The organism is Castellaniella hirudinis (assembly GCF_047468865.1).
Taxonomy (GTDB): Bacteria; Pseudomonadota; Gammaproteobacteria; order Burkholderiales; family Burkholderiaceae_B; genus Castellaniella; species Castellaniella hirudinis_A.
Map to the genome: position 1 here is coordinate 117,021 of NZ_JBLGTV010000007.1, position 13,186 is coordinate 130,206.

General features: G+C 63.4%; 9 protein-coding genes. 5 read left to right on the top strand and 4 right to left on the bottom strand.

Going from position 1 to position 13,186, the window contains the following annotated elements:
• Nucleotides 1–4 precede the first annotated feature (4 nt).
• On the top strand, nt 5–1,108 hold the full coding sequence (locus ACMHYJ_RS10730; protein ID WP_414246164.1) for an acyltransferase family protein: 1,104 nt from the start codon (nt 5–7) through the stop codon (nt 1,106–1,108).
• A gap of 295 nt (nt 1,109–1,403) precedes the next feature.
• Here the strand turns inward: ACMHYJ_RS10730 and ACMHYJ_RS10735 are convergent, their stop codons facing one another.
• From ACMHYJ_RS10735 to ACMHYJ_RS10745, 3 genes are read right to left on the bottom strand one after another with little or no spacing between them, the layout of a single operon-like run.
• Complete coding sequence (locus ACMHYJ_RS10735) at nt 1,404–2,318, bottom strand: class I SAM-dependent methyltransferase (RefSeq protein ID WP_414246165.1); 915 nt, start codon at nt 2,316–2,318, stop codon at nt 1,404–1,406.
• A gap of 42 nt (nt 2,319–2,360) precedes the next feature.
• Nucleotides 2,361–3,743 carry an ABC transporter ATP-binding protein gene (locus ACMHYJ_RS10740; RefSeq protein WP_414246166.1) on the bottom strand — a complete coding sequence of 461 codons (1,383 nt, stop codon included), beginning with the start codon at nt 3,741–3,743 and terminating at the stop codon, nt 2,361–2,363.
• Nucleotides 3,733–4,542, bottom strand: a complete 810-nt coding sequence (locus tag ACMHYJ_RS10745) for an ABC transporter permease (RefSeq protein ID WP_414246167.1) — start codon at nt 4,540–4,542, stop codon at nt 3,733–3,735. The genes ACMHYJ_RS10740 and ACMHYJ_RS10745 overlap by 11 nt, the downstream gene beginning before the upstream one ends.
• A gap of 218 nt (nt 4,543–4,760) precedes the next feature.
• Here ACMHYJ_RS10745 and ACMHYJ_RS10750 point away from each other — a divergent pair, with 218 nt between their 5' ends.
• The 3 genes from ACMHYJ_RS10750 to ACMHYJ_RS10760 all read left to right on the top strand — a co-directional run bounded on the left by ACMHYJ_RS10750 (nt 4,761) and on the right by ACMHYJ_RS10760 (nt 9,476).
• Nucleotides 4,761–7,829 carry a rhamnan synthesis F family protein gene (locus ACMHYJ_RS10750; protein WP_414246168.1) on the top strand — a complete coding sequence of 1,023 codons (3,069 nt, stop codon included), beginning with the start codon at nt 4,761–4,763 and terminating at the stop codon, nt 7,827–7,829.
• 65 nt (nt 7,830–7,894) lie between these two features.
• The gene (locus ACMHYJ_RS10755) at nt 7,895–8,119 is read left to right on the top strand and encodes a hypothetical protein (RefSeq protein WP_414246169.1); all 225 of its coding nucleotides are present in this window, start codon (nt 7,895–7,897) and stop codon (nt 8,117–8,119) included.
• Nucleotides 8,120–8,489: 370 nt separating this feature from the next.
• A complete protein-coding gene (locus ACMHYJ_RS10760) occupies nt 8,490–9,476 on the top strand; it encodes an Abi family protein (RefSeq protein WP_414246170.1) in 987 nt (328 codons plus the stop codon).
• A 259-nt stretch (nt 9,477–9,735) separates the two neighbouring features.
• Here ACMHYJ_RS10760 and ACMHYJ_RS10765 read toward each other — a convergent pair whose 3' ends face one another.
• On the bottom strand, nt 9,736–11,445 hold the full coding sequence (locus tag ACMHYJ_RS10765; RefSeq protein ID WP_414246171.1) for a hypothetical protein: 1,710 nt from the start codon (nt 11,443–11,445) through the stop codon (nt 9,736–9,738).
• Between the two features lie 263 nt (nt 11,446–11,708).
• On the opposite strand from ACMHYJ_RS10765, the gene ACMHYJ_RS10770 reads away from it, so the two are divergent.
• Complete coding sequence (locus ACMHYJ_RS10770; protein ID WP_414246172.1) at nt 11,709–13,139, top strand: hypothetical protein; 1,431 nt, start codon at nt 11,709–11,711, stop codon at nt 13,137–13,139.
• The last annotated feature ends 47 nt before the right edge of the window (nt 13,140–13,186 follow it).

Below are 13,186 nucleotides of genomic sequence, written 5' to 3' on the forward strand. Positions count from 1 at the left end.
GAAAATGAAAAGTCTGAATACAAGCTATCTGCCCCGCCTGGATCATCTCAGGTTTTACGCCGCCGCCCTGGTTCTGGTCTATCACTATTTTCATCATTTTGTCGGCAATGTGGTGTTTTCCAACCCGGTCGCCAGCCTGGTCAATGAAGGGCATGTGGGGATTGGCCTGTTCATGGTACTCAGCGGCTTTATATTTTCCGTGATTGCCCAGCACAAGACCGTCCGCTATGGCTGGTTTGTCTATAACCGATTCATTCGGATTTATCCGCTATATATATTCGCTGTTTTCCTGGCGGTGACCTTGATGGTCTACAACCAGGGGCAAAACCGCAGCGTGTTCGACATCATTGCCTGGCTGCTGGCGTTCAGGCCCGAAACCATCGCCCAGTTGTCCTATTTTTCCCATCTCTGGACGATCCCGGTCGAGTTTTCTTTTTACCTGCTGTTCCCTTTTTTGCATGCGTTTTTCCAGCGCTGGGGGGTCAAGTATTTCGTCGGCCTGTCGCTGCTGCTGCTGATCGTCCGTTCCGGGGTTTATCTGGAATTCGGTTCCGTGCGTTTCCTGGCATACGAAACATTGTTTGGCCGCCTGGATCAGTTCCTGATCGGCTACGTTTGCGGCTGGCTGTACAGCGCCGGGGGCGGCCGGCGCTGGTTTTCAAACGCGCTGGCGCTGCCCGTGTCCCTGGGCGTGCTGTTGTTTGCCGTCCGCTGGCTCAATCACCATGGGGGGTCGCCCAATATGGATGCCGCCTGGTGGATTGTCTGGCCTTTGGTCGAGGGCCTGGCCTGGGCGCTGTTGGTGCTGTCTTATATGTATTTTCGTTTTCGCCTGCCGGCGGCGCCGGGAAGGTGGCTGGCCAAGCTGGGGGAATTCAGCTTTTCCATCTATGTGGTGCATATGTTTGTCGTGATCGTCGTGGCCAAGCACATCCCGCTGATTCCCCTGCTGGGCGACGAAGCCGCCAATGTGGTGCTCAATGCTCTGCTGGTCGCCTTGCCCGCCACGCTGCTGGTGTCCAGCCTGACGTATTACCTGATAGAAAAGCCGTTTTTGCAGTATCGGCGCGTCTATGTGCGCGACCTGCCGCCGCCTGGTCAATCGTAAGCGCGTAGATCCCCAGGCCACAGCCGTGTCCGAGCCAAAGCCACTCGAGTTCGACAGTTGCGCTTACAACTTATTGATTGATAAGGAGCCAGCTTAAAAACACCCCACTACAAATTGATTTTTTTCCATCTCACGCTATCTTCTACGAAGATGATGTCACTATGACCCATATTTATAATCCGGTCAGCATATTTAAGCGGCTGTAGTGGCACGTAAATTTTCATTTAAATCAATGGATTAAATCCATACTGTCGAACTCGGGAAGCCACGCCCGAACCAAAGCCGCCCCGGGCTACTACCCTCGCCCGCGGCGCAGAAAAGCCGTCCAGCGCCAGGATCTCGACCGCTGCATGGCGTCCAGTCGCTCCGCCAATTGGTCGCGTTCTGTGGCGGCGGTTTGCAGGGCCTCGCGCAGCGCATTCAATTGGCCGTTCAAGGCGTCGATTTCCGCAAAGGGGATCTGCCCCCAGGTGCGCAGCCAGGCGGCTTGTGCCGCTGTCGGCGGCTCGGGCCGGGGGTCGGCGACAGCGTCGGACGGGGTCGCCCGCATGATGATCTGGTACGCCCGGCCCGCGGGGTTGCCGGCCAGGTGCTGGCGCAGGGGCGGGGGCAGGGCATCCCAATAGGCGGCGAATTCCGGGTGGTGCGGCCCGGTGTCCGCGGTGCTGGCCTGGGTGACGGCAAACCCGGCCTGCAGCAGCATCTGGCGCAGGCTGTCGCGGGTGAAAAAATGCACGTGGGTGCGATCCAGCAGGCCCGTGTCGCGGTACGGGAAGGCATCGCACAGCAATGCCGCCAGTACCCCGCTGTGGGCGATGTTGGGCACCGAGACAATCAGGTGCCCCCGGGGGGACAGCAGCCGGCGCAGCTGCCGCAGGCAGGCCAGGGGGTCGTGCAGGTGTTCCAGCACATCGGCGGCCAGGATGGCGTCGAACGCGGCATCCGCCAGGCCGGCGGCCCAGTCGGGGGATTCCAGATCCGCAACGCGGGCGTCGATGCCCTGGGCGCGGGCGGCCTCGGCTGCGGCGGGGTCGGCTTCCAGGCCGATCAGCTGGCACTGATAATGCCGGGTCAGCACCACCGACATCGCCCCGGCGGCGCAGCCCAGTTCCAGTACCCGTTTTTCACTACCCACCAGCCGGCAAATCTGCGCAGGGGTGCTGTCGTCATCGGGGTCGAATTGATAGTCGTAACGTGATGCGCTGGACATGGCTCGGGCCTTTGCGGCGGATTCAAATAGGGTGGGGATGACTTAAACCCCGGTGTCCGGTTCGGGCGGGGCGGTTTTCAGTTCGATCCCCAGCATGGGGATGCCCACCAACCCAGCCGATACCGCGCTGCATTGCGAACGAAACAGCAGCGCGTCGTGAATCCAGTGATGTTGGACGTGGTCTTCCTGGGTGCCGTCGGCCACGGCCACGGCGATTGAATAATCGCCCACCGGCAGCAGCGGCATGGGAAACCGGAAATGCGCGACCAACTGCTGGCTGACCGTGGCCGCGACGGGATTGTCGGCGGTGCTCAGGTAGGTGTTGTCGCCAAATAGGGTCTGCCCCAGGCGGTCTTTGACGTAAAAACCCACAATGGGGCGATCCAGCGGCTGATGGATGGCGATATGGATGGTCAGCACGGCGACTTCGCCGCCCACCACCCAGGCCAGGCGTTCGCCGTCCGGGTTGGTCAGGAAAACATCCGTCACCTGCGCCCCGCCCTGGCCGAAGCCGGCCTGCCCGGGGTCGAAGCGAAAGACTTCCAGGTCGTTGCGCAAATTGCTGGCATTGAGATACGGCAGGCGGGCGTCGCGCCATTGTTGGGGCTGGGCGGTTTCCGTCTGCCTGCCGCGCACCGCCTGCCGCTGGTTCTGGCTGCCGAACAGCCAGGCCAGATAGGATTCGCAGACATCCTTGGCGCTGCCTTGCTGCTTGATCTGCCCGTCGGCCAGCCAGATGGCCCGCTGGCACAGGTTGGTGACGGCGCTGCTGTCGTGGCTGACAAACAGAATCGTGCCGGTTTCGCGGAATTTCCGCAGGAACCGCATGCATTTCTGGGTAAACAGCGCATCGCCCACCGCCAGGGCCTCGTCGATCACCAGGATATCGGCATTGACATGGGCGATCACGGCAAACGCCAGGCGCACGTACATGCCCGATGAATAGGTTTTGACCGGCTGATCCACAAAATCGCCGATGTCCGCGAACGCGAAAATGTCGTCCAGGCGTTCATCCACCTGGCGGGGGCTCAGGCCCAGGATGGACGCATTGAGATAGACGTTTTCACGCCCGGTGAATTCGGGGTTGAAGCCCGCGCCGAGTTCCAGCAGCGCGGCGATGCGGCCTTGCACCGCGACCTCGCCCTGGGTGGGCGTCAGGGTGCCGCAGATCATTTGCAACAGGGTGGATTTGCCCGACCCGTTGCGCCCGATGATGCCGATGGTTTCGCCGCGCCGCACCTGGAAGCTGATGTCGTCCAGGGCGTGGAATTCACGAAACAGCGGGCGGCGGCTGAAGTGCTGCAGCAGGCGATCCTGCGGGCGCTTGTACAGGCGGAACGTCTTGCCCACCCCGCGCACGTCGATGGCGATTTCGGCGGCTTCGGGGGGTGTGGGCGTGGCCGGCCGGCTAAGATCAGAGCACATCGGCAAAGCCTTTTTTCAGTTTATGGAAGGCCGCCAGCCCCGCCCAGGCCACCCCGCAGGCCACCAGCAGGTACAGCCCCAGGGCGGTGAAATTCGGCGCCTGGCCATGCAGGATGACGGCGCGGGCCTGCTCGATGATGACCGTCAGCGGGTTGAGCTGAAAGAAAATATGAAACCGCGCAGGCAGGTTGGAAATCGGGTAGAACACCGGCGACAAAAACATCAGCACCATGCTGACCAGCCCCATCAACTGGGCGATGTCGCGCAGATACACCCCCAGCGCGGCCAGCAGCCAACTGATGCCCGCCAGCATCACCAGATAGGGCAAGAGCACCACGGGCAGCCACAGGGCCGTCCAATACAGGTGGTGTTCCAGTGTGGCGAAGAACACCAGCAGGACAATCACGCTGATGGCCGCGTGAAACAGCGCCGAAATCAGGTTGACCACCGGCAGGGTATCCAGCGGAAACAGCACGCGCTTGACGTAGCTGACATTGGAGACCACCAATACCGGGGCGCGGTTGAAGCATTCGGCCGCCAGCCCGTGGATGATCAGGCCCACGAAAAGCTGCAGGGCATAGTCCAGCGGCGAGGTCGAATCCGCCGACCAGCGGGCCTTGAAGATGCCGCTGAACACAATGGTATAAACCGCCAGCATCAGGATGGGGGTGAACAGCGACCAGGCCAGGCCGCCGGCCGACCCGCGATAGCGCCCGAGGATGTCGCGCCAAGCCATGCGGGCGATCAGTTGCCGGTGTCGCCACAGGGCGGGAAACTGGGTGGTCAGGGTGGAGTTCAAGACAGGAAGAATCGTGAGGACAGGTAGAATCGAAGTTTACCAGTTGACGCGGAAATCCTTGGCCGCCCGGCGCGCTCGCGGGTGTCGCGTCCGCTGGCTTCATCGAGAAAAAACGCCGCCCCGCCGGGGATGGGCGCACTGGGAAGCAGCAGACGCTTTGCCTGCTGGTTTCGCCCCGCCGTGGGTGTGCATTGGAAACAATAATCGGGATAATCGAGATGGGCGATGAACTGGATGCCGACCGGCGCTTGCAACTGGCCAAGGCGCGGGCGCAGGCGGCGGATGTCTGGCGGGCGCAGGTGGAAACCGGCGCGGTATTGCACCGGCAGCGGGCCGCGCATCTGGATGCCCAGGCAAAGCGGCAGCAGGTGGTGGCGCGTCGCCTGCAGCATCATGTGGATGAACTCAATGCCGTGCTGGATGCGCGGGATGCGGACATCAGCCGCCAGCAGCGGGAAATCGCCTGGCTGCGGGAACAAATTCGCCTGTGGCGGCTGGGGGGCATCCGACGCGCCCTGCGGCGCGCGCGCGCGATCCTGCTGCGCCGGCCCCTGGGATCCGACCTCGATCAGGGCCGCCCGGCTGCCGATGCGGCGGCGGCCCCAAGCGCGCAGGCAATCTCCGCCTTGACTGCGGGCGGTTGCGCCGCCGCGCCGGGTGCGGATGGCGCTGCCCCTGAAGCCTCGGCCTTTGCGCCGGATGCGGATGGCGCTGCCCTCGAAGCCCCGGTCTTTGCGCCCGAGGCCCCCTTTGCCGCAGGCCGGCAGGCCCGACGGGACACGCTGCCCGATCTTTGGCTGATCACCGCCCTGGGGCACACGCCCGCCGTCGCGGCGCAGTTGACGCCGATGCTGGCTGCGCTGGTCGGCCGGGCCAATGTGTTTCTGTGGGATCTGGGCGAGGCCGCCTCGGCGGATGCCGGCCTGCCCGATGCCATCCAGGCGCAGGTCGCGGGCCATGCGACGGTGCCGGGCATCCGGGAAGACTACGCGCTGGCGCGCCAGCGCGTGCGCCAGGCCCATGATTGGCTGGCCCGGCAGGCCCCGGAATGCACGGCCTTGGTGCTGGGGTCGCACTGCAAAAGCGTGCTGCCCGCGCTGGCGGGCTGCCCAGTGCCGCTGTTGTGCGTGCTGCCGGATGCGGCCGTGTACGCCGATGACATTTATTTCTGGCAAGAGCTGTTCTTCTGGTCGGATTACACGGCGTTTACCAGTGCCCCAGCCCGCCGCCAGGCGCTGGCGATCTGTTCCTACCTGCGGTCCGACCATGTGGGCCTGTTGCCGGGCGCGCCCTGGGCGCCCCCCGTTGCCCCGGATGCCGCCGCGCCCGCCGTTTCCGCCGTTCCCGCCGCGTCGAATGCCGCTGCCATGCCAGCGGCCCCGGGTGTCGTTGCATCGAATGACCGCGCCTCATTGGTGGCCCCAGATGCCGCCGCGTCCGCCGCGCCCCTGGCCACGCCTGCCGCCGCCGATACGCCTGCCACCGTGCCCCCCGCCGTGTCGCAGGTGCTGGGGTGGGGCCCCGCCAGCCGCGCCGGGGGGCTGGATGCCTTTGTGCAGTGCGCGCAGGCGCTGCACAAAACGGGCGCCGCCGCCGGTTGGCATTTTCTGTGGCTGCTGGACGATGCGGGCACCGCGCCAGACCCTGAATTCCTGCTCGACCTGCGCGAGGAAATCGCTCAGGCGGGTTTGTCCGATCTGGTCACCCTGGACGTTCTGGCCGAAAAGCAACGGGCCGATCCCGGCCTGTTCCAGCAGGCGGCGGTATGCCTACTGCCCGCCCGCGCCGACCTGTCGGGCTCTCCCGCGGGATACCTGCTGGGCCAGGGCGTTCCCGTGCTGGGGTTTGCCGGGACGGGGGCCATGGCCATGGCAATCGCCGACCAGGGGTTTGCCCAGCCCTGCCTGGCCCCTCCGGGGGATGTGCCCGCCCTGGCCCAGCGCCTGCGGGCTTTGACGGAAGATGCCGTGGCCCGCCGGACGCTGGCGGCGGCCCTGGCGCGGGCGGATTGGCGCGCCTTGGGCACGGCGGCCTATGCCGATGCCGTGCTGGGCTTGTGCGCCCTGGCCCGCGCCCGGATGCAACAGGCGTGGCGGGACGAGGCCGTCCTGGCGTCTTCGGGCCAGCTCGATGCGGCCTTCATGGGCGAAATCGTCAATCTGAAGGACGAGCCCGTCTGCAGCGACGCCCTGAACTACATTCAAGCCTGGCGCTGCGGCATGGGCGCGCGCAGGCCCCGGGCCGGGTTTCATCCGGGCATTTATGCGCAGTATCATGCTGCCACGCCCACGCCCACGCCCACGCCCACGCCCACGCCCACGCCCACGCCCACGCCCACGCCCACGCCCACGCCCACGCCGTCGGTCGCGCCGCCCACCCCGTTTGCCGATTACCTGGCCCGGGGCTGCCCCGCCGGCCCGTGGGATTATCCGGTGATCCGGCCTGCGCCGGCCCCCGTCGCATCGGCTTCCCCCGTGCCTCCCGTCGCATCGGCCTCCGCTGCACCTCCCGTCGCACCGCCCGTCGCGCCGGCCCCCGCCATCTCTCCCGCCGCGCCGTCCACCCTGCGCATCGCCTTGCACATCCACGCCTATTACCCGGACATGCTGGTGGACATGATCGAGCGCCTGCACGTCAACCAGACCCGGCCCGATGTGTACGTCAGCGTGCCGGGCCAAGCCCAGCAGGCGCAGGCCGCCGACCTGCTGGCGGATTACCGGGGGCGGGTGCGGGCCATCGAAATCGTGCCCAACCGGGGGCGGGACATCGGCCCTTTCCTCACCACCTTCGGCCCCCGGCTGGCCCGCGACTACGACCTGATCGGCCATCTGCACACCAAGCGCAGCCCCCACGCCGACCGTCAGGTGATCGACCGCTGGCGCGTCTTCCTGATGGAAAACCTGCTGGGCGGCCCGCAGGGCGGGGCCATGCTGGATCAGATTGCCGCGCAGATGGCGGCGCACCCCCAGTGGGGCATGGTATTCGCGGATGATCCGCTGCTGCTGGGCTGGGATGGCAATCTGCAGTGCGCCCAACTGCTGGCCCGGTGGATGGGGGTATCAACACTGCCGCAGCAGTTTCTGTTTCCGGCGGGCACCATGTTCTGGCTGCGCCCCCAGGCTTTGCAGCCCTTCTTGAACCTGGGCCTGCGGTACGACGATTACCCGGATGAACCCCTGCCCGTGGATGGCAGCGTGCTGCACGCGCTGGAACGCTTGTTTGGCGCCATCCCGCCCGCGCTGGGCCTGCCCGTGGCCGTCACCAGCGTGCCGGGCCTGAGCCGTTAGTCCAGGCAACGGTTTTGTGTGAATTTTGCCTAATGTAAAGTCGAAAATGAAAAAAGCAGGTTTTTATGCAGGCCATGCCTGCGGATATCCATTTGCCCACTGCGTCTTATGCCGATGATGGGGAAATAGTTCTTCCTTGGTTCCTGGGCCAGCGCCGTGCAGAGATGTCTTTTCTCGGTGAGGGTCAAATCGGCTGCACGATGCGTGAAAATGGGCGCTATGTTCCTGGCGCTGAAACGGCCAGCCCATCCTCTTTTCCTGCCGGTCTGCGGGATTACCTGCGCCGTTGACATGTGTGGGCCTGTCTGTTTAAAGGAACAACAGCCGCAGCATCAGTGTCACCATTGTTACAATATGCTATCGTCTGTCCTCGGGAGGAGGCTTTCGCCAGCAAGGCCCGAGGCTAACAAGCATGAGCATGGTGCTGTGCGTTGTGGCGAAGTGGCAGCCACGAGTTTGGTCTGGGGGGCGCAAGGAGAACCGCTGGCTCTGGGGGCCATGCCGATGATCTTGCAGAAGAACCCCAAAGATGCCTGGCACAAAGGAAAACGGCCACTTGCGCGGCCGTATCCTCTTTTGCGTCTTGGAGCCTAGCGTCCGTCCGAGGAGGGAGCTGCCAAACTATGTAACCCAAGCGCTTACGAGGCAATAGTAGCACACATGCTTAAACAGATCAAAAACAACACGGCAGGGAGCCAAGCACGTGTGCTGGCTTTATCGCATGCTCGCTTAAGCAGCTACCGCATCTTCTTCGGTGTGGTGGATGATGCCCAAGTGCTCGGACTTTATCAATGGAACGATGAACTGAGTGCGGTGCTTTTTCGCACGATCTCATTGGTTGAAATCGTGCTGCGCAACCAGTTTCATCGCGCGATGAGTTCACGGTACGGTGTTATCGGCGCGCAGGGCTCCAAAGACTGGTATGCGCATGTGGTCTTAGAACCTCGTTCTCAAGCAAAAATCACAGATATCACTCATCGTCGTCGAGGTAAGCAAACAGTGCCTCGTGTGCCTGCGCCTTCCCCTGACGATGTTGTGTCCAGGCTGACATTCGGCTTCTGGCCGCATCTGCTGAATCTGAAAAAGGATGCCTATCAGCAGCCGGTAGATTGGGGGTCGATTCTGGTTGATGTACTCCCTGGCCATCGGCAACGCCACGCTACGCATTGGGCCAAGCCCAAGCATCGTGATGCGTTGTTCGCACGGCTGGATCTGTGCAACGAACTACGCAACCGTATCGCGCATCACGAGCCCATCTGGAAACTTGGGCCTTTGATGAGTGAAAGCCGCTCCCGCCATGGGACACAGCAGGCTGTCCAGGCGCCAGCACCGTCTACGCCAGACGAGGCGTTGATCCGTCTTCATCTGCTGTACGGTCGCGTGATAGAACTATTGACTTGGCTGTCGCCAGACATTGCGGCGCAGCATGCTGTGAGTGATATGCACTTGCGCTGCTTGTATCTGCTGCAAAGCAAAGCGCTGAGTGCTTATCAGCGAACATTGCCGCTCGCTGAGGTTGACTTGGCTGTCTTTGCGAATTTGCGCACGCTACGTAAAACCTTGCGCTATGTCGCTCGACATCAGCAGCCGATCCTGCTTAAAGACGGCCACCGATTGATTGGTCATTTGAACTGCGCAGTCCGCTGAGTGGCCGTCAACCTCTGTTTTTCGGGACTGCCATCCTTCGTCGTCCCTGAAGTATTTATAAGCCATTGATCGCATGAAGGTGATCGGCTGAAAAGCGATCATCGTATGAGTCGCTGTCATTTGAAGGGCCAGACGAATTCCATAAAATTTACCTGTTTTTATAAGAAATCTAAATTTACAGGTAAATCTCTTATATAACAACAGTTTGACTCGTCCGCACAAAGGGGCATCCCCCCCGTGCGCCACCCCGCCCCAGCCGTCACCGCCCCTGACCCTGCAAAAAATCCGCCGTCTTACGCAGCAAAGTCTGCTGGCAGTCCGCAATCATCGTCAGATACCGCGAATTGCCAATCCCCCACAGGGTGGAATCCAAATCTTTGCGCAGGCTGGCGATAAACGGCAGGGCGATCACCGCCCGCAGCTGGGTGCGGCTGCCCAGGTATTGGTCGATGGTGTTGCTGTGCTCGTCGGCCGCCCCGGGGTGCCAGTCGGCCAGCAGCCGCAGCGCGCGCGGGCTGTAGATATTGCATACCGTGCTGACCATCCGGTTGACGGTAATGAAGCGCATGCCTTCAAAATCATCCACCCGCGCAATCCGGGTATCGTCGTGCACCACGGCGATCAGCCCGCAAAACACGTCCCAATCCCCGTCCAGGCTGTCCAGATAGCGGTGGACGACGGCCATCTTGGCCTCGAAATCCGGGCCGACCTCGGCGTCGTCTTCCAGGATGGTCAGGCGATCCAGCTGCTGGCGCATGGCGTGGTTGGCCATGGCCCCGTAAGACAGCCCGCAGCCGATCCAGCCGGGCGCATAGCGCACCCCGTCGAACACCAGGCTGTCGGCCACCGGGGTGGCCAGATAATCGCGCCGCCGCGTGATGGTTTCGGGCAGGGATAGGATCAGCCGGGGGTTGGGGTCCACGGCCTGCGCGGGCGGGTTCAGGTACAGCGGCTGGTGGTTCAGGTGCTGATAGGGCAGCAGCTTGGCCCCCACCATGAAGCGGTCGAACATAAAACAGAAACGCTGCCAGCTTTGGTGCGTGCTGCGCGCAATGGCATCGGCCGGCACCGGCTGATCCAGCGCCTGGCGCACCGCCGCCAGCATGGCGGCGGCATCCCCTTGGGGAAAAAACCGCACCGCGCCGTCCAGTTCCGGGTAGTCCGCCTGATCCTGGGCGGCTTCGGACACCACCGGCACCCCCAGGGACAGGCATTCCTGGATGCGCGGGGTTTCCAGCAGCGCGTTGTCGTAATAGTGCAGATTGATCACCACCCGCGCCCGGCGGATTTCACGCTGCATGTCGTCGCCGAAGATTTCGCTGCGGCAATGCACGTCGAACTGATCCTGCAGCGCCTGCAGCAGCGCCTGGCGGCGCGGCGAACTGGCCGCATCCCCGTAGAACAGCACGTCATATTGCTTGGGTTCCGGCGTCAGCCCTGCGGTGTAGTCCGGGTCGGCCCCCACCGGCAGATAATTAGTGTGCGGAAACCGGATCTGCTTGCCCTGCAGAAAATCCAGGTTGACCAGGGCGTAATCCAGCACTCCCCGGCAATTCAGCAAGGTGGTCAGGTAAGCCTTGGTAAACCAGCGCGAACTGACGGATTGCTCCATCTGAAACAGAAACGTGCGTTCCGGCGGGGGCAGCTGGGTAAAGATCTGCGGGCAGAGCACGATATAAAAGTGGTGCTCTATCTTGTCCGGCGGATGGGTGCTCACCTGCACGCTACAGCCCAGCTGGGACAAGCGCCGGGCCAGCAAATGGGCCACAAACAGCGTATGCGGCGGCGTGATCACCCCCCAGCGCAGAATCGTGCCCGGCAGCACATCGCCCGGGCGCTCGGCATACAGCGGCGCCGCCTGGCGCAAATGCCGGATGCGGGCCAGCAGGCTTTTGAACTCGCCGCGGGCGACATAGCCCAGGGCATTGCGGGCGCGGGTAAAAAAACGGTGCACGGGGGTCGACGACATAGGTTTTCAAGGCTTGAAGGTGGGGCAATTTTAGCGGTTTGAGGCAAAAGGCCCAATGCGACTTGTAAAAAGCCCCGAAAACCCTGTGGAAACAAGCCGCAAGCGCCCTATCGCCCCGGTTGTCAGACCATCCAATTTTATTAAAAATCAGTCATTTAACAGTATTTATCAAAAGAATAAAATTCATGGTTTTCCTTACACTGACAAAGCATCTATTGATGCTTGAAATACTTTCGATCGTTTAAACATAAGGAAACCGCTGAATGTCATCCCACATCCCCGCTGCCTTCGACGCAGCCCGCTATATCGCCGCCAACCCGGATATTTTCGCCGCCGGCGTCAACACCGCCGACGCCGCCTGGCGGCACTACATCGACCATGGCGCCGCCGAATCCCTGCAGGGGGCCGCCAGCCGCGCGCCCGCCCCCTGGTTCGACGCCGCCTGGTATCTGGGCCAACACCCGGATCTGGCCGCCGCGGGCCTGTCGCCCCCGGACTTGTTCATCCATTTCCTGACCTGGGGCCTGGCCGAAGGCCGCCTGCCCAAGGCCGGCCACCGCCTGACCCAGGACGAACGCATCGCCGTGCAGGCCGACTACACCCTGACCCCCGGGCATGACGACCTGACCGGCAGCGCAGGCGACGATACCTTCCACGCGCCCCTGGCGATGCTGGACAACACCCATACCGGCACCCTGCAGCCGGGCGACCGCATCGACGGCGGCGCGGGCTTCGACACCCTGGTGGCCCAGCTGGCGGGCAACGTGGTGGCCCCGCGCCTCGACAGTGTGGAACACATCCAGTTAAGCGCCTATTACCCCTCTACCCTGCAGGCCGCGCATATCCAGGGCCTGCAGCAGTTAAGCATCGGCCAGACCTTCGCCGCCCTGGCCGTGCAGCAGCTGCCAAACCTGGTGTCTTTGGATTTAAGTGATATCGCGGCCGTGCAGGCCGGCGGGCAGGCCAACCACATCACCCTGGGATACCAGCCCCAGGCGCTGGCGGGCCACAGCGTGCAGACCATCACCCTGGACAATGTCCAGCTGCAGCCGGGCGGCGCAAAGCTGTACCTGGACGCCGATGGCCCCGCCACCCTGGACGTGCTGGACATCACCGTCGCCCGCGCATCCACCCTGGCCGGCATCGAAGGCGCCCCCAAGATCGGCCTGCCCGCCGCCTCCGGCATCCTGCACGGCACCCACCGCGTGCAGATCACCGCCCACGAAAGCGTCGACCTGGGCCTGCTGGCCGCCCCCAACCTGCAGCAGTTGGATGCCGGCCCCTCCCGGGCCGGGGTCTCGGTGGACCTCAGCCAGGTCGCCAGCCCGCACCTGTTCATCCAGGGCGGGGCGGGGGACGATAGTTTTGTCCTCGGCGCCCAGGCCACCCAGCTGGTGCACGTCGTCACCGGCGGCGGCCATGACACTCTGGTGCTGCAGGGCCTGGCCGTGACCGACGCCCCCGTGGTGCTGCATGGCCCGCACACCGCCGCCGACGCGGATGCCGCCCTGGCGGCCCGCCTGTCCGCGCCCGATCCCGTCCTGGTCTACTGGCAAGACGCCGGCGGCCAGGTGTGGCTGGGGCTGGACGACAACGGCGGCCAGGATGATAATGGCGCGGGCATCCAACTGCTGGCGGGTATAGACGATCTGGCTATATCACAAATTGCGGGGGGGATTACCCTGATCTACTAAATATTAGGCTTGAAATCCGCCTGCGGGTGCCGTAAACCCTTCGGGCG